Source organism: Kitasatospora sp. NPDC018058, from assembly GCF_044327205.1.
GTDB lineage: Bacteria > Actinomycetota > Actinomycetes > Streptomycetales > Streptomycetaceae > Kitasatospora.
In genome coordinates, this window is sequence record NZ_JBIRFA010000002.1 from 23,861 (window position 1) to 42,455 (window position 18,595).

Below are 18,595 nucleotides of genomic sequence, written 5' to 3' on the forward strand. Positions count from 1 at the left end.
CTTCACCGGAAGCATCGACCGTAGCCTCGATCCGGAGAAGAGAGTCATGCCACCCCGCTTGTCGCCGACCGTGCGCCAGCAGCGCCTCGGGATCGAGCTGCGCAAGATGCGCGAACGCGTGGGCGTGACGCCCAAAAGCCTGGCCGCCACGATCGGCACCGACCTGCCCAAGATCTCCCAGATGGAGAACGGGAAGTCGGGCATCAGCGCCGAGCGGCTGCGGGTCTGGGCGAGCACCTGCGGCTGTGCCGACGGCCCGTACCTGGACGGGCTGCTCGCGATGACGCAGGACCGGCGGAAGTACTGGTGGGACGGCTACCGGGGCCGGATGCCGAGCGGGATCATCGACATCGCGGAGATGGAACACCACGCGGTCTCGCTGTCCATCCTGAACAGCACCTTCGTCCCCGGCCTGCTGCAGACCCCGGCGTACGCGGCCGCGGTGTTCGAGCGCCTCCCCTCGCACGTCCGGGAGGAGGCGGAGGCCCGGATGGCATTCCGGATCCGGCGCCAGCAGATCTTCGTCGACCACCCGAAGCCGTACAGCGCGATCCTGCACGAATCCGCGCTGCGGATGCAGTTCGGCGGTCCGGAAGTGCTGCGCGAGCAGTTGCAGAGCCTGCTGGAGAATTCCGAACGACCGGGGCTGGACATCCGGGTGATCCCGTTCAGCGTCCCCACCTACACCGGGTCCGGCGAGAGCCTTTATCTCGCCCGCGGGCCGGTCCCGGAGCTGGACACCGTCCAGATCGACCTCTCCCACGGTCCGAAGTTCGTGCACACCGAAGCCGAATTGGACTCCTACCGCCGGATCAAGGAGAAGACCGCGGCGATCGCGCTCGGGACGGAAGGGTCCCGGGACTTCATCCGGGCCTTACTGAAAGACTTCTCATGAACATATGGCTGAACGTGTGGCACAAGTCGTCGGCCAGCGGTGAGAGCACCGACTGCGTCGAGGTCAGAGCGGCGGGCGGGCTGGTGGAGATCCGCGAGTCGGACCGCCCCGAGGCGATCGTGCGGACGACGCCGCGCAAGTGGGCGGCGTTCGTCCGCGGGGTGAAGGACGGGGAGTTCGACCGGTACGCCGACTTCACCCGGCCGTGAGGCCGACGCCGTACGACGCGGCCGCTGCGCGGGCCCCTACGGCGGTAGGCTTGGCAGCCCACAGTGGACCCCTGCGCCTGGCACAGCACTCCGGGTGGGGTGCGCGTGCGGGAGAAATCGGAGCATCCGAGGATGGCTCGCCACCTGATCACCAGCGCCCTTCCGTACATCAACGGGATCAAGCACCTGGGCAACATGGTCGGGTCCATGCTCCCGGCGGACGTCTACTCCCGCTACCTGCGCCAGCGCGGCCACGAGGTGCTCTACATCTGCGCCACCGACGAGCACGGCACGCCCGCCGAGCTGGCCGCGCAGGAGGCCGGGCTACCGGTCGCCGAGTTCTGCGCCCGGGCGCACGACGCGCAGAAGGCGGTGTACGACGGCTTCGGGCTCTCCTTCGACCACTTCGGCCGCAGCTCCTCGGCGCAGAACCGGGAGATCACCCAGGAGATCGCCCGCGAGCTGCAGCGCAACGGCTTCATCGAGGAGCGCTCGGTCCGCCAGGTGTACTCCAACGCCGACGGCCGCTTCCTGCCGGACCGCTACATCGTCGGCACCTGCCCGCACTGCGGCTACGACAAGGCGCGCGGCGACCAGTGCGAGAACTGCACCCGGGTGCTCGACCCGACCGACCTGCTGGAGCCGCGCTCGGCGATCAGCGGCAGCTCCGACCTGGAGGTCCGGGAGACCCGGCACCTGTTCCTGCTGCAGTCGAAGCTGACCGAGGAGGTCGAGCAGTGGATCGCCGCCAACGGCGACGACTGGCCGGTGCTGGCCTCCTCGATCGCCCGCAAGTGGCTGACCGAGGGCCTGCAGGACCGCTCGATCACCCGTGACCTGGAGTGGGGCGTCCCGGTGCCGGCCGACGTGTGGCCCGAACTGGCCGCCGAGGGCAAGGTGTTCTACGTCTGGTTCGACGCCCCGATCGAGTACATCGGCGCCACCAAGGAGTGGGCGGACGCCGCCCCGGCCGGGCACCTGCGGGACTGGAAGTCCTGGTGGTACGAGGCCGACCGGACCGTCCGCTACACCGAGTTCATGGCCAAGGACAACGTCCCGTTCCACACCGTGATGTTCCCGGCGACGATCCTCGGCTCGCGCCGCCCGTGGAAGAAGGTCGACTACGTCAAGGCCTTCAACTGGCTGACGTACTACGGCGGGAAGTTCTCCACCAGCCAGAAGCGCGGCATCTTCACCGACGTCGCGCTGGAGCTGCTGCCGGCCGACTACTGGCGCTACTTCCTGATGGCGCACGCGCCCGAGTCGGACGACTCCAGCTTCACCTGGGACCTCTTCGCCTCGGTGGTCAACAAGGACCTCGCCGACACCCTCGGCAACTTCGTCAACCGGGTGCTCTCCTTCAGCCGCAAGCGCTTCGGCGACGACGTCCCCGGCGGGCGCCCGGCGGGCGAGGCCGAGCATCGCCTCGGCGAGCAGATCGCCGCCCTGCTGGCCGAGTACGAGGCCCAGCTGGACGCGCTCAACTTCCGCAAGGCGGCGCAGAGCCTGCGCGCGCTGTGGAGCGCGGGCAACGCCTACCTGGACGAGAAGGCGCCCTGGCTGCAGGTGAAGACCGACCCGGAGGCGGCGGCGCTGACCCTGCGGACGGCGATGAACCTGATCCACCTGTACGCGGTGGTCTCCGAGCCGTTCATCCCGACCGCGGCGGCGGCCATGCGCGGCGCCTTCGCCCTGCCCGAGGACTCGCCGGCGGCCACCCGTACCTGGGTCGGCGCGGAGGACGCGCGGGCGCTGGACCTGATCCCGGTGGGGACGGCGTTCACGGTGCCGCCGGTGCTGTTCGCGAAGATCACGGACGAGGACCTGGCGGCCTGGACGGCGCGCTTCGGCGGCGCCGACAGCTAGTCGAGGGCTGATCGAAGGTTGATCGAGGGTTGATCGAGGGTTGATCGAGGGCTAGGACGACGAACAGGCAGGGCCAGGGGAGCTCCCCGGGCCCTGCCTGCCGCTTGCCGCACTCAGCCGAGCAGGTCCAGCGCGCTGGTCCCGGCCAGATCGTACGCCCCGGCGAGGAGCAGGAGCAGCAGGGACGCCAGCGTCAGGGCGGTGTAGTGCAGCCGCCCGGGGACGCCCCACCAGCGGCGGCGCCAGGCCAGCACCGCGCAGACCAGCAGCGGCGCGGTCAGCGCCAGGGCGGTCAGCACCAGCGCCGGGACGACGGTCAACAGCGGCGAGTCGGCCAGGAACAGCGCCTGGTTGAGCGCGTTGGGGTCCGCGGTCAGCAGGGCGAAGCAGGCGGTGGCGGCGAGCAGCAGGGTGCCGAGGGCCGCGCCGAGCAGCCGTACGGCCGGCTGGCCTGCCCGGCCCCGGCGGCGCACCAGTCGCACCAGCGCGCCGACCGTCCAGCCGAGCAGGGTCAGGGCGAGCACGGCCAGGCCGGCCAGGGCGGTGATCCGGTGCAGGCCGGGGGCCTGGTACCAGGCGATGGTCGGATCGGCGTCGGTCAGCAGGGCCGTCACCGCGCCGTCGGCGCCGGTTCGGAAGGCGATCCGCCCGGTACCGCCGACCTGCTGGAACAGGCCGGGCTCGATCTGCTCCCAGTGGGTCTCCTCGGCCTCCGGGTCCCGGGTGACCGGGCCGGTGACGGTGAGCCGGCCGTCGCCGGCGGTGACGTGCAGCGAGCCCATCAGGGCGGCGGGGACCCGGCCGCCGCCAAGGAGTTGCTCGCCGAAACCCGCCAGGCCTCCGCAGCCGCGCTCAACGAGCTGCGCGACCTGGTCCGCGGCATCCACCCGCCGGTCCTGGCCGACCGCGGACTGGCCGACGCGGTACGGGCGTTGGGCATGGACAGCCCGCTGGACGTGACCGTGGTCGCCGAACTGCCGGGCCGGGCCGAGGCGCCGGTCGAGTCGGCCTTCCACTTCGCCGTCTCGGAGGCGCTGACCAACGCCGCCAAGCACTCCGGCGCCGAGCATGTGGACGTCCAACTCTGGTACCAGGACGGCCTGCTGAAGGCCCAGGTCATCGACGACGGGAGGGGTGGCGCCGACCCCTCGCGCGGCACCGGGCTGCGCGGCCTGGAACGGCGGCTTGCCACCTTCGACGGAGTCCTGGCCGTCCACAGCCCGCTCGGCGGCCCCACGACCCTGACCATGGAGCTGCCGTGCGAGTTGTCCTCGCCGAGGACCTCTTCCTCCTGAGGGACGGTCTGGTCCGGATGCTGCAGGCCTACGACTTCGAGGTCGTGGCCGCGGTCGACACCGGGCCGGACCTCCTGCAGGCCCTCCTCACCGAGCGCCCGGACATGGCCGTGGTCGACGTACGGCTGCCCCCGACGTTCACCGACGAGGGCCTCCAGGCGGCGCTGGCGGCACGGCGGCAGATCCCCGGGCTGCCGGTGCTGGTGCTGTCCCAGTACGTCGAGCAGCTCTACGCCAAGGAGTTGCTCGCCGACGGCAGCGGCGCGATCGGCTACCTGCTGAAGGACCGCGTCTTCGACCCCGACCAGTTCGTGGAGGCGGTCCAGCAGGTGGCGGCGGGCGGCACCGCACTGGATCCTCAGGTGATCGCCATGCTGGTCAGCAGCACCGAACGGCGCAAGCCGCTGGACCGACTGACGCCCCGTGAGCGCGAGGTGCTGGAGCTGATGGCGGAGGGGCACTCCAACGCGGCGATCGCCGAGCGGATGGTGATCACCGAACGGGCGGTGAAGAAGCACACCGCCAACATCTTCCTCAAGCTCGACCTGCCGCCCTCCGAGGAGGACCACCGCCGGGCGCGGGCGGTGCTGGCCTTCCTGGAGGTCACGTCCTGAGCGGTCCGGCCGTCTCCTCCGCCACCCAGGCCAGGTAGCCGGGGCTGCCGGAGACCACCGGCACGGCGATCACCTCGGGCGTCGCGTACGAGTGCCGCCCGGCGATGAACCCGGCCAGGCGGTCGGCGAGTTCGGCCCGGGTCTTGAGGTCGATCCGCCACTCCTCGGCGTCCTGCACCTCGGCGTCCCACCAGTACACCGACCGGACGGGGTACACCTGCGCGCAGGCCGCCAGGCGCTCCCGCACCACGGCGGCGGCGAGGGAGCGGGCCTGCTCCTCGCTCTCGTGGGTGGTGGTCACCACGACGAAGCCCTGCTGGTTCGCTGTCATGCCCCGACGGTAGCGGGCGCTCGGGCGGTGTCCCGGAGCCGCGACGGCGGCGGGAGCCCGGACGGCAGGCCCGGCAGCAGCCCGGAGCCCCACCGCCGCGGCCTCGGAAGCACGGCGACGGGGCGGCTCGGGTGCCCGCGGGCCCGGAGTCAGGGCCGGCGGGCGGTGTGGACGGTCATGGCGGAGAGGTAGAAGGCGTCCGGGCGGTTCAGGATGCCGGTGGGGGCGTCCTCGACGAGGAGGGCCTCCACGGTGGCGCGGTCCTCCGGGATGAGCGCCTCGGCCAGCTGGTCGTGGCGGCGGCGGAGCTGGGTGTGCAGGTACTCCCGGACGGGACGGGCGAGCGGCGCCGGGTGGTCGACCAGGAAGGTGCGGGTGCCGCTGGGGACCAGTCCGGCCCGGCGCAGCATGGCCGGCCAGTCCTCGATCTCCTCGGTGGTGTCCGGCAGTTCGGCGCGCATGGCGCTGAAGCCGTCCTCGTGGGCCGCGTCCAGCCGGGCCTGGAAGCCGGGCCGGCCGAGGCCGAAGTCCCGGGGCAGGAAGCGCGGCGGCAGGCCGCTCTCGGCGACGGCCAGCAGGCCGCCGGGCCGCAGCCGCGCGCCCAGAGCGGTGAGGGCGGCCTGCTGGTCGCCGAGGTGGTGGATCGCGTTGCCGGACCAGATCAGGTCGGCCTCGCCGAGCTTCTCGAACTCGGCGGGCAGGTCGGCCTGTTGGGTGCCCAGCCGACCGCCGGAGCGGGTCCGGGCGCGCTCCAGCAGGGCGGTCGACTGGTCGACGGCGACCACCTCGGCCGCCGGGAAGACCTCGGCGAGCAGCCCGGCGATCACCCCGGGACCGCTGCCGACGTCGAGGACCCTCCGTACGCCGTCTCCGCCGGACGGGCCGGACAGGATGGACAGGCCGGACAGCCAGCGCGCGGCCTCGGTGACGGCTCCGGCGCGCAGGTCGGCCTCCTGCTCCAGGTGCGCCGCGAGGGCGTCCCAGTCCAGGTCGGCGGCGGGGACGTGGACGTGGCCGTGTCCGTGGTGGTGGCCGTGCTGATGGCCGTGGCCGTGCTGGTGCTGGTCCTGGTGCTGGTGCGAGGACATGGCCTCTCCTCCCGGGTGGTGGGTCGTGGGGTTGTCAGTGGGTCGACGGAAGCTTCCCGCTCAGGCGGGTACGGCGGCGTCGGACGCGCGGCCCCGCCGATCGGCGAGGAGGGCGACCGCCCGCTCGACCTCCTCCGCCGCGAGGTCGTGGTCCAGCGCGAATGCGGCGGCCGCGCCCATCCCGGCGGCGGTGACCACCTGGGCGCGCGGGTCGGCGACGTTGCCGACCGCCCAGACGCCGGGCCCGGCCCAGCACCAGGGCGGCGCTCAGGCCCGCCGCGCCCGCGCCGACCACCACCACCACGTCGTAGCGCTCCGTCGTCCTCGTCTCACTCATGGCGCTCACCTCCATCGCCAGGCTGCGACCGACCATCCCGTGTCGGCAAGCTTTGTTGCCATCTCAGCAAACACCTCCTCTCACTCCGCGGTCCGCCGCCAGTACGAGCGGGCCGCCACCGCCAGCGCCACGCCGTACCCGGCGAAGGCGCACGCCCCGACCCAGCCCACCTGCAGCGCCTGCTCGGCCGTGGCGAGCTCGCCCTGCCGGATGCCGAACACCCCGACCGCGCACAGCGCCAGGTAGCCGATCCCGACCAGCCCGTACGGCACCAGCGTGGCCGCGCCGATCAGCGCCGGGGTGAGCGGCAGCCACCGCGGGACACGACGGCCGCGCAGCGGCAGGGTCCAGCGCGGGAACACCTGCCCCCACGGCCGCACCAGCCCCCAGAGCAGGAACACCCCGATCGCCGCCAGCAGCACCGTGCCGTCCAGCCCCCAGCGCTCCAGGGCGAGCCAGAGCCCGGAGGAGCCGTTGTGCACATAGCCGGCGTACATCTGGTCGCCGCTGATCCCGGCGAAACTGCCGCCGAAGGCCCAGATCAGCTTCATCACCACATACGGAACGAAGGCCAAAGTCCCAGCCCAGGCCGTGAGTTGGACCGTGGCCGGGGCCGACGACGGGGCGGGGGGAGCCGCCGCTCGGACGACCGGCCGCCGGGCCCGGGCGGCACCGGCCAGCAGCAGCGTCCCGACCGCCGCCAGCGCCTTGTGCACCGCGTCCGGGACGCTGTCCACGCTCTGCCCGAACATCAGCGTCACCACATCCATCAGCAGGCTCCAGGCCGCCACCGCGGCCAGCCCGCACAGCAGCCACAGCACCCCCGTCAGCCACCGCACCGGCCCCAGCCGTACCGCCGCCCACCCGGCCACGGCCGCCGCCAGGCCCACCCCGGCGACCACCCACCCCGACCAGGAGGCGCCCCACAGCTCGGTCCCGCTCAGCGCACAGCCCAGCCCGAACGCGCCGTAGCCGACGCCCCAACCGGCCGCCGCCCGACCGTTCCCGACCCACCCCTGCTTCGTCATGGCCCCAGGCTCGCCCGCGCCGCCGCACCCCGGCGTCCGTCGGAACGACGATCCGGCTCCCCCGCCCGAGGGACCCACGGCAGGCCCTTGCCTTGGAGTGCACTCCAACTCCTAGCCTCTGACGCACCACCGCATCACCGACCCACCACCAGGGGGAGCACCACCATGCGCTACCGCGTCCTCGGCGGCACCGGCATCGAGGTGAGCGCCTACTGCCTCGGCACGATGATGTTCGGCGCGATCGGCAACCCGGACCACGACGACTGCGCCCGGATCGTCAACGCCGCGCTCGACCGGGGCATCAACTTCGTCGACACCGCCGACATCTACTCGGCCGGCGAGTCCGAGGAGATCGTCGGCAAGACGCTGGCCGCCCGCGGCGACCGGGACGACATCGTGCTCGCCACCAAGGCGCACTTCCCGATGGGCGAGGGCCGCAACCGGGGCGGCAACTCCCGGCGTTGGATCGTCCGCGAGGTCGAGGAGAGCCTGCGCCGACTGCGCACCGACCGGATCGACCTCTACCAGATCCACCGGCCGGACCACACCACGGACATCGAGGAGACCCTCTCCGTCCTCGGCGACCTCGTCCGGGCCGGCAAGATCCGCGCCTTCGGCTGCTCGACCTTCCCCGCCGAGCAGATCGTGGACGCCCACCACGTCGCCGAGCGCCGCGCCCTGCCGCGCTTCCGCACCGAGCAGCCGCCGTACTCGCTGCTCGCCCGCGGCGTGGAGCGGGACGTGCTGCCGGTGGTGCAGCAGCTCGGGATGGGCGCGCTGACCTGGGGCCCGCTGGCCGGCGGCTTCCTCACCGGCCGCTACCGCAAGGGCCTGGAGATCGACCTCACCCGCGGCCGCGCCGCCATCAACCCGGGCCGTTTCGACCCGGCGCTGCCCGCCACGGCCGCCAAGCTGGACGCGGTCGAGGCCTTCACCGAGCTCGCCGAGGAGCTCGGCCGCACCCTGCCCGAGCTGGCCGTGGCCTTCCCGCTGGCCCACCCCGCGGTCACCTCGGTGATCCTCGGCCCGCGCACCATGGAGCAGTTGGACTCCGCTCTCAAGGGCGCCGACCTGGTCCTGGACGATGCCGTCCTGGACCGGATCGACGCCATCGTGCCGCCCGGCACGAACCTCTACCAGGCCGACGGCGCCTGGCAGCCGCCGGCCCTCACCACCCCGGCCCTGCGCCGCCGCCCGGCCGCCGAGCGCTCGGCGGGCTGACGCTCGACGGGCTGACGCCCAGCGGGCTGGGGGCGGGCCTGGAGCGGCTCACCCCCTCGGCGCGGCGAAGCAGTGGATCAGGACCGTACGGCCGGAGGCCCACCGCTGTTCGCCGCTGCCGAGCAGGGTCCAGCCCAGACGGCGGTAGAGGGTCACGGCGGCGGTGTCGGTGGCGAGCACGTCGAGCACGGGGTGCAGCCCGAGCGCCCGCGCGTGCACCACGGCGCTCGCCAGCAGTCGGGCGCCGGTCCCGTGGCCACGCGCCGCCGGAGCGACGTACAGGCGGCCGATCACGGCGGTCAGTTCGGGGCGCCCGCCGGTCCGCAGGCTCCACAGTCCGGGGGCGACATCACCCGGGGCACTGCGGGAGATTCCGACGTGCCCGGCGATCCGGCCCCCCGCCTCGGCGACCCAGGCGGCCAGCAGGCCGTCCGGGGTGAGCCAGGCGGCGGGCCGCTCGGGCCAGTCGGCGGGGTAGCCGTCGACGGTGTGGACGTCGGCCAGCACCCGGACGCAGTCGGCGAGGTCGGCGGCGCGGCGTCGTCGGACCCCCACCCCCGCACCGGTCCGCCGAGAGCCGGACGCGACGACGTTGGCGCGTTCTTCAAGGTCATCCATGCCGGTACGTTACCGGCCGCCCCTCACCGTCGCAGCAGGTCGACGACCCCGGTCAGGTCCTCCTCGCCGCTGCCGAGCTCCAACCGGCGCTCCATCAACCGGAAGTAGGGCTCCAACAGTTCGGGGCTCACCCCCTGCTCCTCGGCGGTGCGCAGCAGCGTGCCCTTGCCCGCGACCTGCATCGCCAGGTTGGACACCACGTCCTTGGTGTAGTCGCCGCTCTCCAGCTGCTCGGCGGTCTTGCCGATGGTCCGGGACATCGCGGTGACGTAGCCGCTGAGCAGCGGCGCGAGGTCGCCCGGCGCGACGGCCTCGTCGCGGATCAGCGCGAAGGCGTGCGCGACCCCGGCGAACATGCCGTACATCGCGCTGAGCAGCGCCACGTCGTGCAGCGCCGCGTACCCGGCGTCCCCGCCCACGTACCGGGTGTCGGCCGGGGCGGCGAGGGCCGCCCGGTGCTCCTCGAACAGCTCGGACGAGCCGCTGTAGAAGACGTACGGCCCGGCCGCCGGGACGCCGATCATCGGCGGGACGGCCATGATCCCGCCGTCCAGGTAGCGGGCGCCGCGCCGGTCGGCCCAGGTGGCGCGGGCGCGGGCCTGCTCGGGGGTGCTGGTGACCAGGTTGACCAGGTCCTTGCCGGCCAGGTCGGCGCCGGCCAGCGCCTGCTCCACGGAGGCGTCGTCCAGCAGGCAGACGACGACCAGCCGGTTCGCCGCGACGGCCTCGGCGGCGGTGGCGGCGACGGCTGCGCCGCGGACGGCGAGCGCGTCGGCGCGGGCGGCGGTGCGGTTCCAGACGGTCAGCGGGTGCCCGGCGGCGAGCCAGGCCTCGGCCAGCGCGGTGCCCATCGCACCGAGGCCGAGCAGGGTGAGCGGGGTAAGCGGGGTAAGCGGGGTCCGGTGGTCCTCAACTGTGTTCTGTGCCATGCCGATCAGCCTCTTCGCCGCTGCAGGAAACGATCAAGTACGCACTTCGAAGTGGGTGGTTACCCTGAAGTGAGCATCGAGGTCGGAAGGGGTGGGCATGGCAACCGTGCCGAGGCCGGGGGCGTACGTCTGCGGGATCGACGCCGCGATGGACGTGATCGGCGGCAAGTGGAAGGTGCTGATCCTCTGGGCCCTGGGCGAACGCCCGAGCTGCCGGTTCGGCGAACTGCGCCGACTGGTGCCGGGGATCACCGAGAAGGTGCTGGCCGGCCACCTGCGCGAGCTGGAGGCGGACGGCATCGTGCACCGGGAGGCGTACGACGAGGTGCCGCCCCGGGTCGAGTACGCGCTGACCGAGGCGGGGCGGCACCTCAACGCGGCGCTGAAGCCGCTGGGGGACTGGGGGCGGGAGCACGTCCTCGACGGGGCGCCGCACCCGGCGTAGCGCGTACCGCCACCACCGCACCCGGCGTGGGCGCGGTCAGGCGATCGCCGCCGAGACCACCGCCGCCACGGCCAGGTTGCAGCTGGCCGACACCCACACCGCCGGGTGCGGCTCCGGCTCGACCAGGATCGCGCCGAGCCTGCCCGGCGTCAGCAGGTCCACCAGCCAGAACGCGACGGCCATCAGCACCAGCCCGAGGACGCCGTAACAGGCCGTCGAGACCAGGCCCTTGGCGAAGTCGGCGTAGGTGTACACGATCGCGGTGAAGACGATGCCGCCGATGCCGAGCAGCGCGGAGCTGAGCAGCACGGCGGCGTTGCGGTTGCGCTCGACCCAGATCTGGTCGCCCAGCTTGCCGGGCGTCAGCAGGTCCACCAGGCCGACGCCGAGGAGCAGCAGCACCACCCCGAGGACGCCGTAGGCCGCCGCCGCGCCGAGCCCGTGCAGAATGTCGTTCATCGTGGTTCCAGCCCCCGGGTCCGCTCGCCGACCCCCGACCGGAATGGTCAAGGGCTGGCAAAAGATACTCCATGCGGGTGAGCGACGGGCCGGGAGCCGGAAGCCCGTCCGGAGGCCGGAAGCCTCAGTGCTCCTCCGCCACCAGGTGGTCCACGCAGGCCGCGACGGCCAGCAGCAGCCCGGTGTCCGCGCCGTCGGCGATCTCCACGCCGTAGGTGTCGCGGACCCGGAACCACGTGCGGGAGATCCGGGCGAGCTCGTCGCCGTGGTGGTTCTCGACCCGGTAGTCCTTGTCGATCAGATTCCCGTGGATCTTCAGCTCGCCGCCGGAGGCCAGCTCCACCAGGTACTTGTCCCGGAACGGGGTGAACAGCTTCTCCCGGACGGTCGCGATCACCTCGCCGTCGGCGTCCTCGATCTTCATCGCGTCGCGGACGGTGAGCATCTTCTCCTTCACCACCGCGACCACCCGCCCGTGCGAGTCCTTCAGCTCGAAGGTGTGCCGCAGCCGCAGCACCTTGCCGTCCACCAGGAAGGCCTTGTGCCCCCGGTCGTCCTCGATCCAGTAGTCGTCGCCGACCGCGAACAGCTTCTCCCTGACCAGGTACCGCACCACAGCCTCCTCCGTCGTCGGGTGTCGGTCCCCATTCGACCCGACCCCCCACCCGGCACGAAGCACCGCCGCGCGGCCGCGTTCAATACCGTCATGCGACCCGACCTCGACACCCCGCTGCGCAGCGAGCGCCTCGACCTGCTGCCGCTCGCCTCCGAACACGCCGACGAACTGACCGCCGCCCTCGCCGACCCCGCCCTGCACACCTTCACCGGCGGCCGCCCGGCCACCCCCGAGGAGATGCGCGCCCGCTGCGCCCGCCTGGCCGCCGGCTCCCCCGACCCCGCCGAGGTCTGGGGCAACTGGGTTCTGCGACTGCGCGCCGACAGCGCCCTGACCGGCTACGTCCAGGCCACCGTCCGCTCCGAAGCCTCCGAAGCCTCCGAAGCCTTTGAAGTCGAACTCGCCTGGGTGGTCGGCACCCCCTGGCAGGGCCGCGGCCTCGCCACCGAAGCCGCCCGCACCCTCCTCACCCACCTCACCGCCGCCGGCACCACCACCGTCGTCGCCCACATCCACCCCGACCACCACGCCTCGGCCCGCATCGCCCGCGCCCTCGGCCTACGCCCCACCCCTCACACCCAGGACGGCGAAATCCGCTGGCAGGCCGATCTTCCGCAGCCGTAGCATCCGAGCCCCACCGCCACCCGGAAGGCCCGAGGACGCCGGCCTTCACCTGCGCTGGCCCGAGGGCCTCGCACCCGCCGCCGAGGAGCTGGCCCGGCTGCTCGACATCACCTACGAAGCGCAGTCGCGGGCCTGGGGCCGGGCCACCGCCCCCGACGGCGGCAGCACCATGTGGGTCCGCATCTCCGCCGACCCCACCGACCGCATCGGGCCGTCCCCCGCCCCCGGCGGCACACCGGACCGGTTCGCGGAACGCCCCTACGACCACTGGCTCCACCTCACCCCCGCCGAACGCCCGCCGTACCCCGAGGACACCTTCGCCGTGCTCCGCGCCCACTGCGGCGCGGCCGTCGCCCGGCTGCGCCGCCACGGCCTGGTGGAGAGCGCCTTCGACATCGACGACCCAGCCGGCTACTGGACCTCCGCCCGCGCCGTCTTCGGCCCGGCACTCCCCACGGACGTCCTCCTGGACGTCCGCTGGGCCGCCGAGACCCCCACCACGCCGACCCTCCCGGCCGGCCTCACCCCCAACCTGCACCCCGCCCCCGCCGACCCCTCCCGGACCACCCGCCAGTGGCCCGCTGGCAGACCAGCGTCAGCATCCGTTGCGCTAAGTCGAGTTGGGTACCTCACAGCTTAGGCCGGCGCAGAGCAAGTGCCGCTAGGAGCATGAGATTTAGGACTTAAGGCGATCAGCCCGTGTGCTCAACTCGGATTATCAACTCAGCCCGTGCCCGCCCTCTTGGGCCGCACCACAGCGCCCCCAGTCCCGGTGCTCTCCCGAGACGGCCTGCACGTGGTACGCCGGGAACTCGAATGAGTGGACGGGAGCGCCTTCCCGCAAGCTGGACGCACTTCTTGGGCGGCCCGGGGCCGTACACCGTTCAGGACGACCAGGACGGCGATGAGCTGCCGCCCTTGGAGCCCGTCCCGGAATCGCCGACTATGGCCCGTCTGCGCCGAGACCTCGAACGGGTCAACTGGCTCTCCCGCTGGGGGATTTGATGGGACTCCTGACAGTGGCCAACACCGGGCGCTGCGGGTGCCCTCAGCGTGACAAGTGCGTGGAGCGTCTGAAACTGCCTGCCTTGCAAGGACAGTTCAAAGACGGCCAGAGACGCACGTGGACCGTGCTTGGCCGGGATCAGCTCGCCGACCCCACGACCGGTGATGTCCGGTGCACGGCGGTTCTGATTCGGCGCTTCGACGGCCGGAAGCCGGTCTACATGACGATCCGCTGCGCTGGCCCGAAGCACATCGAGAACGAGTACGAACGCAACCGTCCGGGGCGACCGCCGAGACTTCCGTTCGAGCCGGCTACGTCGGTGGATCAGTAGGCGCACCCCAACAAGCTCCCGGCCGTCACGGGTCGGGTTTCGGTCGACAAGGCTGCCGACCACCCTTCGAGAAAGGGAGAACAGATGCACGACGTACGCGCCCTACTCACCCCCGAGTGCTTCGAGGGTGTCACCGCAACGGTGATCGACAACGACCCCGGTATGGCTGCCAGCCACGCCGAACGCCTGGTTACCGAAGCGCTGAAGTTCGTGGCGGCTGCCGCCACGTTCCCCACCGTGAGCATCACCCCGTCCAAGCAGGTTGACGAGGGGTGGCACGCCCTCATCCTGCACACCCGCCCGTACGCCGGACTGTGCGACCGGCTCGGCGGATTCGTCCACCACTACCCCGAGCGCCCCGACCCGACGCGGCATGACCCGGACGTGCTCGCCCGAACCGCCGCTCTCATCGAGGAGGCCGGGTACACCCCCGACTACGAATTGTGGACGGGCCCGACCCGCGCACTGGTGGCCGTGGCCGCGAACTGCTCCCACACTCCCGCGCCCGGCGGGTGCGGACCCATCAACCCCGGCGCATGCGCGTCGCACTGCAATGGCGGAGGTGGTGGCGGGGGCGGCGAAGCCCACTAACCTGAGCCCCACCGAACGCGAAAGGGCGGGATCCATGGACGAGAACGAAGCCCAGCAGTTGGCCAGCACGCTTCGCCGCCTTGGCATCCGGGGGATCGTCTCCCCCGAGCAGCTGGACAACCCGGACGGGCAATGGCGGGTGTACGACAGCGCCGACCCTGCCACTCGGCAGGACATCACCGATGAGGTGCGAGCGGTGATCGCAGGCCGCTCACGTGATGCCGGTCCGACGCGAGGATTCGTTGTTCCCGTCCCACGCTGAGTAACGGCTCGAACCGGCCCCGTCCGTGCGCGCCCCCCGGCGCACGGACGGGGCTTCTTCTACGCCTCTTGACCTGCGGCAGCACCTACGACCTCCCGTCTCGGCACGCACCGGAATGCGAACACCGCCCGTGAGGTTTGATTGAGGCATGGCTTCTCGTGCACGTGTACGCGCCCCCGAGCTGGTCGGCGCAGGTGGATGGCTCAACACCGGTGGCAAGGATCTGTCGTTGGCAGACTTCCGAGGTCGCATTTTGGTACTAGACTTCTGGACCTTCTGCTGCATCAACTGTCTGCACGTCCTGGACGAGCTGCGGGAGGTGGAGGAGAAGCACCGCGACACCGTGGTGATCGTCGGAGTGCACTCGCCGAAGTTCGTGCACGAGGCCGACCACCAGGCCGTGGTGGACGCGGTGGCCCGGTACGAGGTGCACCACCCGGTGCTGGACGACCCGGCGCTGGCGACCTGGAAGCAGTACGCCGTCCGGGCCTGGCCGACGCTGGTGGTGATCGACCCGGAGGGGTACGTGGTCGCCCAGCACGCCGGTGAGGGGCACGCCCACGCGATCGCCCGGCTGGTCGAGGAGCTGGAGGCCGAGCACGCCGCCAAGGGCACGCTGCGCCGCGGCGACGGCCCGTACGTGGCGCCCGAGCCGACCGCCGGGGACCTCACGTTCCCCGGCAAGGCGGTCCGACTGCCGAGCGGCAACTTCCTGGTCGCCGACTCCGGCCACCACAGCCTGGTGGAGCTGGCCGAGGACGGCGAGACGGTGGTGCGCCGGATCGGTGACGGCCAGCGCGGCCTGGTGGACGGCACCAGCCCCCGGTTCAGCGAGCCGCAGGGCCTCGCGCTGCTTCCGGAGGGTTCCGACTACGACGTGATCGTCGCCGACACCGTCAACCACGCACTGCGCGGCGTCCGGCTGGCCGACGGGAGCGTCACCACCCTGGCCGGCACCGGCCGCCAGTGGTGGCAGGGCTCGGCCACCGAGGGCCCGGCCCGCGAGGTGGACCTCTCCTCACCGTGGGACGTCGCCTGGTTCGACGGCCGGGTGTGGATCGCGATGGCCGGCGTGCACCAGCTGTGGGCGTACGACCCGGCCGCCGGCACCGTCGGCGTTGCGGCCGGCACCACCAACGAGGGCCTGGTGGACGGCCCCGTCGCCGAGGCCTGGTTCGCCCAGCCGTCCGGGCTGGCGGTCTCCGCGGACGGCGAGAGGCTCTGGGTCGCCGACTCCGAGACCTCGGCGCTGCGGTTCGTTTCACGTGGAACGAAGACGGTCCAAACCGCCGTCGGCACCGGCCTGTTCGACTTCGGGCACCGCGACGGCGCGGCCGACCAGGCCCTGTTCCAGCACCCGCTGGGCGTCACCGTGCTGCCGGACGGCTCGGTGGCCGTCGCCGACACCTACAACCACGCACTGCGCCGCTTCGACCCGGCAAGCGGCGAGGTCACCACCCTGGCCACCGACCTGCGCGAGCCCTCCGGCGCGGTGCTGGTGGACGGCGACATCGTGGTCGTCGAGTCGGCCCGGCACCGGCTGACCCGGCTGCGGCTGCCCGAGGAGGCCGTCCAGGTCGAGTCGGTGGCGCACCGCACCCGGCGCGCGGCCACCGAGGTCGCCCCCGGCGCCTTCCAACTGGACGTGGTCTTCGAGGCGCCGAGCGGTCAGAAGCTGGACGAGCGCTACGGCCCGTCCACCCGCCTGCTGGTCAGCTCCACCCCGCCCGAGCTGCTGGTCTCCGGCGCGGGCGCGGACTCCGCCCTCTCCCGTGAGCTGGTGCTCTCCGACCAGGTCACCGAGGGCGTCCTGCACGTCTCGGCGATGGCGGCCTCCTGCGACGACGACCCGGAGATCGAGTACCCGGCCTGCCACGTGCACCAGCAGGACTGGGGCGTGCCGGTGAAGCTGGTCGCCGACGGCGCCCGCCGCCTCCCGCTGGTCCTGGCCGGGATGGAGTAACCGGGCAGCGGAGCAACCGGGCAACCGGAAGCGGCGGCAGCCGAAAGCGGCGGGGCCAGGCGGACATCACGTCCGCCGGGCCCCGCCGCTTCACCAGGGGGCTCAGCCCTCCAGGAACGCCTTGATCGCGCTCGCCAGCAGGTACGGGTCCTCCGCCCCGCACAGCTCGCGCGCCGAGTGCATGGACAGCGCCGCGATGCCGCAGTCCACCGTCTTGATGCCCAGCCGCGCCGCCGTGATCGGGCCGATGGTCGTCCCGCAGGGCATGGCGTTGTTGGACACGAAGGTCTGCCACGGCACGCCGGCCTTCTCGCAGGCCGCGGCGAACACCGCCCGGCCGACGCCGTCGGTCGCGTAGCGGTTGTTGACGTTGACCTTGAGGATCGGCCCGCCGTTCGGCATCGGGTGGTGGCCCGGCTCGTGCCGCTCGGTGTAGTTCGGGTGGACGGCGTGGCCCATGTCCGAGGAGAGGCAGACGGTGCCGGCCAGCGCCCGGGCGCGGTCCTCCGGGTTTCCGCCGCGGGCGTGGATCGTCCGGTCGATCACATTGCCGAGCATCGGGCTCTGCGCACCGGTGTCGGACTCGCTGCCGGTCTCCTCGTGGTCGAAGGCGGCCAGCACCGGGATGTACGGCAGCTCGACGGCGCCTTCGGCCGCGGCGGTCGCCACGGCGGCGAGCGCGGCGGTGGCCGCGTGCACCGACAGCAGGTTGTCCAGTCGCGGGGCGGCCAGCAGCTCGCGGTCGCGGCCCAGGTAGGAGGCGGGCTGGACGTCGTGGGTCATCAGGTCCCAGCCGACCACGTCCTCGACGGCCAGACCGGCCCGCTCGGCGACGTAGGAGATCAGCGAACCCTCGTCCACCGGGCCGAGGCCCCAGATCGGGGTGACGTGGCGCTGCCGGTCGAGCTTCATGCCGTCGTTGACCTGGCGGTCCAGGTGGATGGCGAGCTGCGGCACGCGCAACAGCGGCTCGTCCAGTTGGACGAGCCGCGCACTACCGTCCTTGAGCGCGAGTCTGCCGGACAGCCCGAGGTCGCGGTCGAGCCAGGTGTTCAGCGGCACCCCGCCGTAGATCTCCACCGCGACCTGCCGCCAGCCGGCCGAACCGGTGTCCGGCAGCGGCTTGACCCGCAGGTTGGGCGAGTCGGTGTGAGTGCCGACGATGCGGAACGGCGTCTCCGGGCCGGCCCCTTCCGGCAGGTACCAGGCGATCAGCGCGCCGCCGCGGATCAGGTAGCGCCCTCCGGCCGCCCCGTCCCAGGCGTCCGTCTCGGCGACCTGACGGAATCCCGCCTTCTCCAGGCGCTCGGCGGCGCTCGCGACCGCGTGGTACGGGGACGGCGAGGTGCCGAGGAACGCGATCAGGTCGTCGGTGTGCGTCCGGTCGAAAAATGCCCGGCGGGCGGCGGTCGACATACTGCTCCTGGGTCGAGGGAGGGCCGAAGCCGGATGGGGAGTCGGCTTCGTTCCTTGAGCATATGCCCGTACACGGACATGGCATTCAGAAGCTCTCGTCCATGCGGAACCCGGACACTCGCGGACCGCCCCGCGCCGAACTCCGCCCGCCCGGAGAGTTCCTGTGGTTCGGGTACGGCCGTCCCCGCCCTCGGCTCAGCCCGCCTCCGGTGCCTCCAGCCGCTGCACCGACTCCCTCACCGGCAGCTCCGAGCGCGATTCCATCCCCACCCCGAGCCGATCCGAGTCCGGAGCTCACCACTGGCATTCGATCGGATACCCGACATCCGTGTGGCGCGCACCACCACGGCATCGACTCCGATTGAGCACATAGCGATCCAGCCGTCTCGAAACGTAAGACGCCTTATGCCAACTCGCCGATTTCACAACGACGTTCCAGTCCAAATTCCTG

At 72.3% G+C, this 18,595-nt stretch carries 21 protein-coding genes and 1 pseudogene; 12 read left to right on the forward strand and 10 right to left on the reverse strand.

Annotation, left to right across the window (positions count from 1 at the left end; all coding sequences use genetic code 11):
- Nucleotides 1–46: 46 nt before the first annotated feature.
- The 3 genes from ACH4E7_RS02615 (at nucleotide 47) to metG (ending at nucleotide 2,970) form a co-directional block, all read left to right on the forward strand.
- Nucleotides 47–895: a helix-turn-helix domain-containing protein gene (locus tag ACH4E7_RS02615; RefSeq protein WP_396247170.1), complete on the forward strand. Its 849-nt coding sequence runs from the start codon at nucleotides 47–49 to the stop codon at nucleotides 893–895.
- Nucleotides 892–1,104 carry a DUF397 domain-containing protein gene (locus ACH4E7_RS02620; RefSeq protein WP_396247171.1) on the forward strand — a complete coding sequence of 71 codons (213 nt, stop codon included), beginning with the start codon at nucleotides 892–894 and terminating at the stop codon, nucleotides 1,102–1,104. The genes ACH4E7_RS02615 and ACH4E7_RS02620 overlap by 4 nt, the downstream gene beginning before the upstream one ends.
- Before the next feature lie 132 nt (nucleotides 1,105–1,236).
- Complete coding sequence (gene metG, locus ACH4E7_RS02625; protein ID WP_396247172.1) at nucleotides 1,237–2,970, forward strand: methionine--tRNA ligase; 1,734 nt, start codon at nucleotides 1,237–1,239, stop codon at nucleotides 2,968–2,970.
- Between the two features lie 113 nt (nucleotides 2,971–3,083).
- Here the strand turns inward: metG and ACH4E7_RS02630 are convergent, their stop codons facing one another.
- Entirely contained in the window at nucleotides 3,084–3,752 is a 669-nt protein-coding gene (locus tag ACH4E7_RS02630) for a hypothetical protein (protein WP_396247173.1), read from the reverse strand.
- A gap of 12 nt (nucleotides 3,753–3,764) precedes the next feature.
- Between ACH4E7_RS02630 and ACH4E7_RS02635 the strand changes: the two are divergent.
- Both ACH4E7_RS02635 and ACH4E7_RS02640 read left to right on the forward strand, forming a co-directional pair.
- Nucleotides 3,765–4,265: pseudogene (locus ACH4E7_RS02635) on the forward strand (sensor histidine kinase); the annotation flags it as partial.
- Nucleotides 4,229–4,879, forward strand: coding sequence for a LuxR C-terminal-related transcriptional regulator (locus ACH4E7_RS02640; protein ID WP_396247174.1), 651 nt, complete (start codon nucleotides 4,229–4,231; stop codon nucleotides 4,877–4,879). The pseudogene ACH4E7_RS02635 and the gene ACH4E7_RS02640, both read left to right, overlap by 37 nt.
- Here the strand turns inward: ACH4E7_RS02640 and cutA are convergent.
- The 4 genes from cutA to ACH4E7_RS02660 form a co-directional block, all read right to left on the reverse strand.
- A complete protein-coding gene (gene cutA / locus ACH4E7_RS02645) occupies nucleotides 4,869–5,210 on the reverse strand; it encodes a divalent-cation tolerance protein CutA (RefSeq protein ID WP_396247175.1) in 342 nt (113 codons plus the stop codon). The two genes, ACH4E7_RS02640 and cutA, sit on opposite strands and share 11 nt — an antisense overlap.
- Before the next feature lie 149 nt (nucleotides 5,211–5,359).
- Nucleotides 5,360–6,298: a class I SAM-dependent methyltransferase gene (locus tag ACH4E7_RS02650; protein WP_396247176.1), complete on the reverse strand. Its 939-nt coding sequence runs from the start codon at nucleotides 6,296–6,298 to the stop codon at nucleotides 5,360–5,362.
- A gap of 60 nt (nucleotides 6,299–6,358) precedes the next feature.
- Nucleotides 6,359–6,496, reverse strand: a complete 138-nt coding sequence (locus ACH4E7_RS02655) for a hypothetical protein (RefSeq protein WP_396247177.1) — start codon at nucleotides 6,494–6,496, stop codon at nucleotides 6,359–6,361.
- Nucleotides 6,497–6,715: 219 nt separating this feature from the next.
- Nucleotides 6,716–7,663, reverse strand: coding sequence for a hypothetical protein (locus ACH4E7_RS02660; protein WP_396247178.1), 948 nt, complete (start codon nucleotides 7,661–7,663; stop codon nucleotides 6,716–6,718).
- A 165-nt stretch (nucleotides 7,664–7,828) separates the two neighbouring features.
- On the opposite strand from ACH4E7_RS02660, the gene ACH4E7_RS02665 reads away from it, so the two are divergent.
- Nucleotides 7,829–8,884 carry an aldo/keto reductase gene (locus ACH4E7_RS02665; protein ID WP_396247179.1) on the forward strand — a complete coding sequence of 352 codons (1,056 nt, stop codon included), beginning with the start codon at nucleotides 7,829–7,831 and terminating at the stop codon, nucleotides 8,882–8,884.
- A gap of 48 nt (nucleotides 8,885–8,932) precedes the next feature.
- On the opposite strand, the gene ACH4E7_RS02670 is transcribed toward ACH4E7_RS02665, so the two are convergent.
- Both ACH4E7_RS02670 and ACH4E7_RS02675 read right to left on the reverse strand, forming a co-directional pair.
- A complete protein-coding gene (locus tag ACH4E7_RS02670; protein ID WP_396247180.1) occupies nucleotides 8,933–9,502 on the reverse strand; it encodes a GNAT family N-acetyltransferase in 570 nt (189 codons plus the stop codon).
- A gap of 23 nt (nucleotides 9,503–9,525) precedes the next feature.
- Complete coding sequence (locus tag ACH4E7_RS02675) at nucleotides 9,526–10,431, reverse strand: NAD(P)-dependent oxidoreductase (protein ID WP_396247181.1); 906 nt, start codon at nucleotides 10,429–10,431, stop codon at nucleotides 9,526–9,528.
- Between the two features lie 97 nt (nucleotides 10,432–10,528).
- Here ACH4E7_RS02675 and ACH4E7_RS02680 point away from each other — a divergent pair, with 97 nt between their 5' ends.
- Nucleotides 10,529–10,876: a winged helix-turn-helix transcriptional regulator gene (locus tag ACH4E7_RS02680; RefSeq protein ID WP_396247182.1), complete on the forward strand. Its 348-nt coding sequence runs from the start codon at nucleotides 10,529–10,531 to the stop codon at nucleotides 10,874–10,876.
- A 36-nt stretch (nucleotides 10,877–10,912) separates the two neighbouring features.
- Here the strand turns inward: ACH4E7_RS02680 and ACH4E7_RS02685 are convergent, their stop codons facing one another.
- Both ACH4E7_RS02685 and ACH4E7_RS02690 read right to left on the reverse strand, forming a co-directional pair.
- Nucleotides 10,913–11,335 carry a DUF350 domain-containing protein gene (locus ACH4E7_RS02685; RefSeq protein ID WP_396247183.1) on the reverse strand — a complete coding sequence of 141 codons (423 nt, stop codon included), beginning with the start codon at nucleotides 11,333–11,335 and terminating at the stop codon, nucleotides 10,913–10,915.
- 124 nt (nucleotides 11,336–11,459) lie between these two features.
- Complete coding sequence (locus ACH4E7_RS02690; protein WP_396247184.1) at nucleotides 11,460–11,948, reverse strand: LURP-one-related/scramblase family protein; 489 nt, start codon at nucleotides 11,946–11,948, stop codon at nucleotides 11,460–11,462.
- 93 nt (nucleotides 11,949–12,041) lie between these two features.
- Between ACH4E7_RS02690 and ACH4E7_RS02695 the strand changes: the two genes are divergently transcribed.
- The 5 genes from ACH4E7_RS02695 to ACH4E7_RS02715 all read left to right on the forward strand — a co-directional run bounded on the left by ACH4E7_RS02695 (nucleotide 12,042) and on the right by ACH4E7_RS02715 (nucleotide 16,728).
- The gene (locus ACH4E7_RS02695) at nucleotides 12,042–12,575 is read left to right on the forward strand and encodes a GNAT family N-acetyltransferase (RefSeq protein WP_396247185.1); all 534 of its coding nucleotides are present in this window, start codon (nucleotides 12,042–12,044) and stop codon (nucleotides 12,573–12,575) included.
- A gap of 169 nt (nucleotides 12,576–12,744) precedes the next feature.
- A complete protein-coding gene (locus tag ACH4E7_RS02700) occupies nucleotides 12,745–13,215 on the forward strand; it encodes a hypothetical protein (RefSeq protein WP_396247186.1) in 471 nt (156 codons plus the stop codon).
- A gap of 781 nt (nucleotides 13,216–13,996) precedes the next feature.
- Complete coding sequence (locus ACH4E7_RS02705) at nucleotides 13,997–14,503, forward strand: glycine-rich domain-containing protein (RefSeq protein WP_396247187.1); 507 nt, start codon at nucleotides 13,997–13,999, stop codon at nucleotides 14,501–14,503.
- Between the two features lie 34 nt (nucleotides 14,504–14,537).
- Nucleotides 14,538–14,765 carry a hypothetical protein gene (locus ACH4E7_RS02710; protein ID WP_396247188.1) on the forward strand — a complete coding sequence of 76 codons (228 nt, stop codon included), beginning with the start codon at nucleotides 14,538–14,540 and terminating at the stop codon, nucleotides 14,763–14,765.
- Between the two features lie 148 nt (nucleotides 14,766–14,913).
- Nucleotides 14,914–16,728: an NHL domain-containing thioredoxin family protein gene (locus tag ACH4E7_RS02715; RefSeq protein WP_396247189.1), complete on the forward strand. Its 1,815-nt coding sequence runs from the start codon at nucleotides 14,914–14,916 to the stop codon at nucleotides 16,726–16,728.
- Nucleotides 16,729–16,830: 102 nt separating this feature from the next.
- Here the strand turns inward: ACH4E7_RS02715 and ACH4E7_RS02720 are convergent, their stop codons facing one another.
- The gene (locus tag ACH4E7_RS02720) at nucleotides 16,831–18,144 is read right to left on the reverse strand and encodes a M18 family aminopeptidase (RefSeq protein ID WP_396247190.1); all 1,314 of its coding nucleotides are present in this window, start codon (nucleotides 18,142–18,144) and stop codon (nucleotides 16,831–16,833) included.
- Between the last annotated feature and the right edge of the window lie 451 nt (nucleotides 18,145–18,595).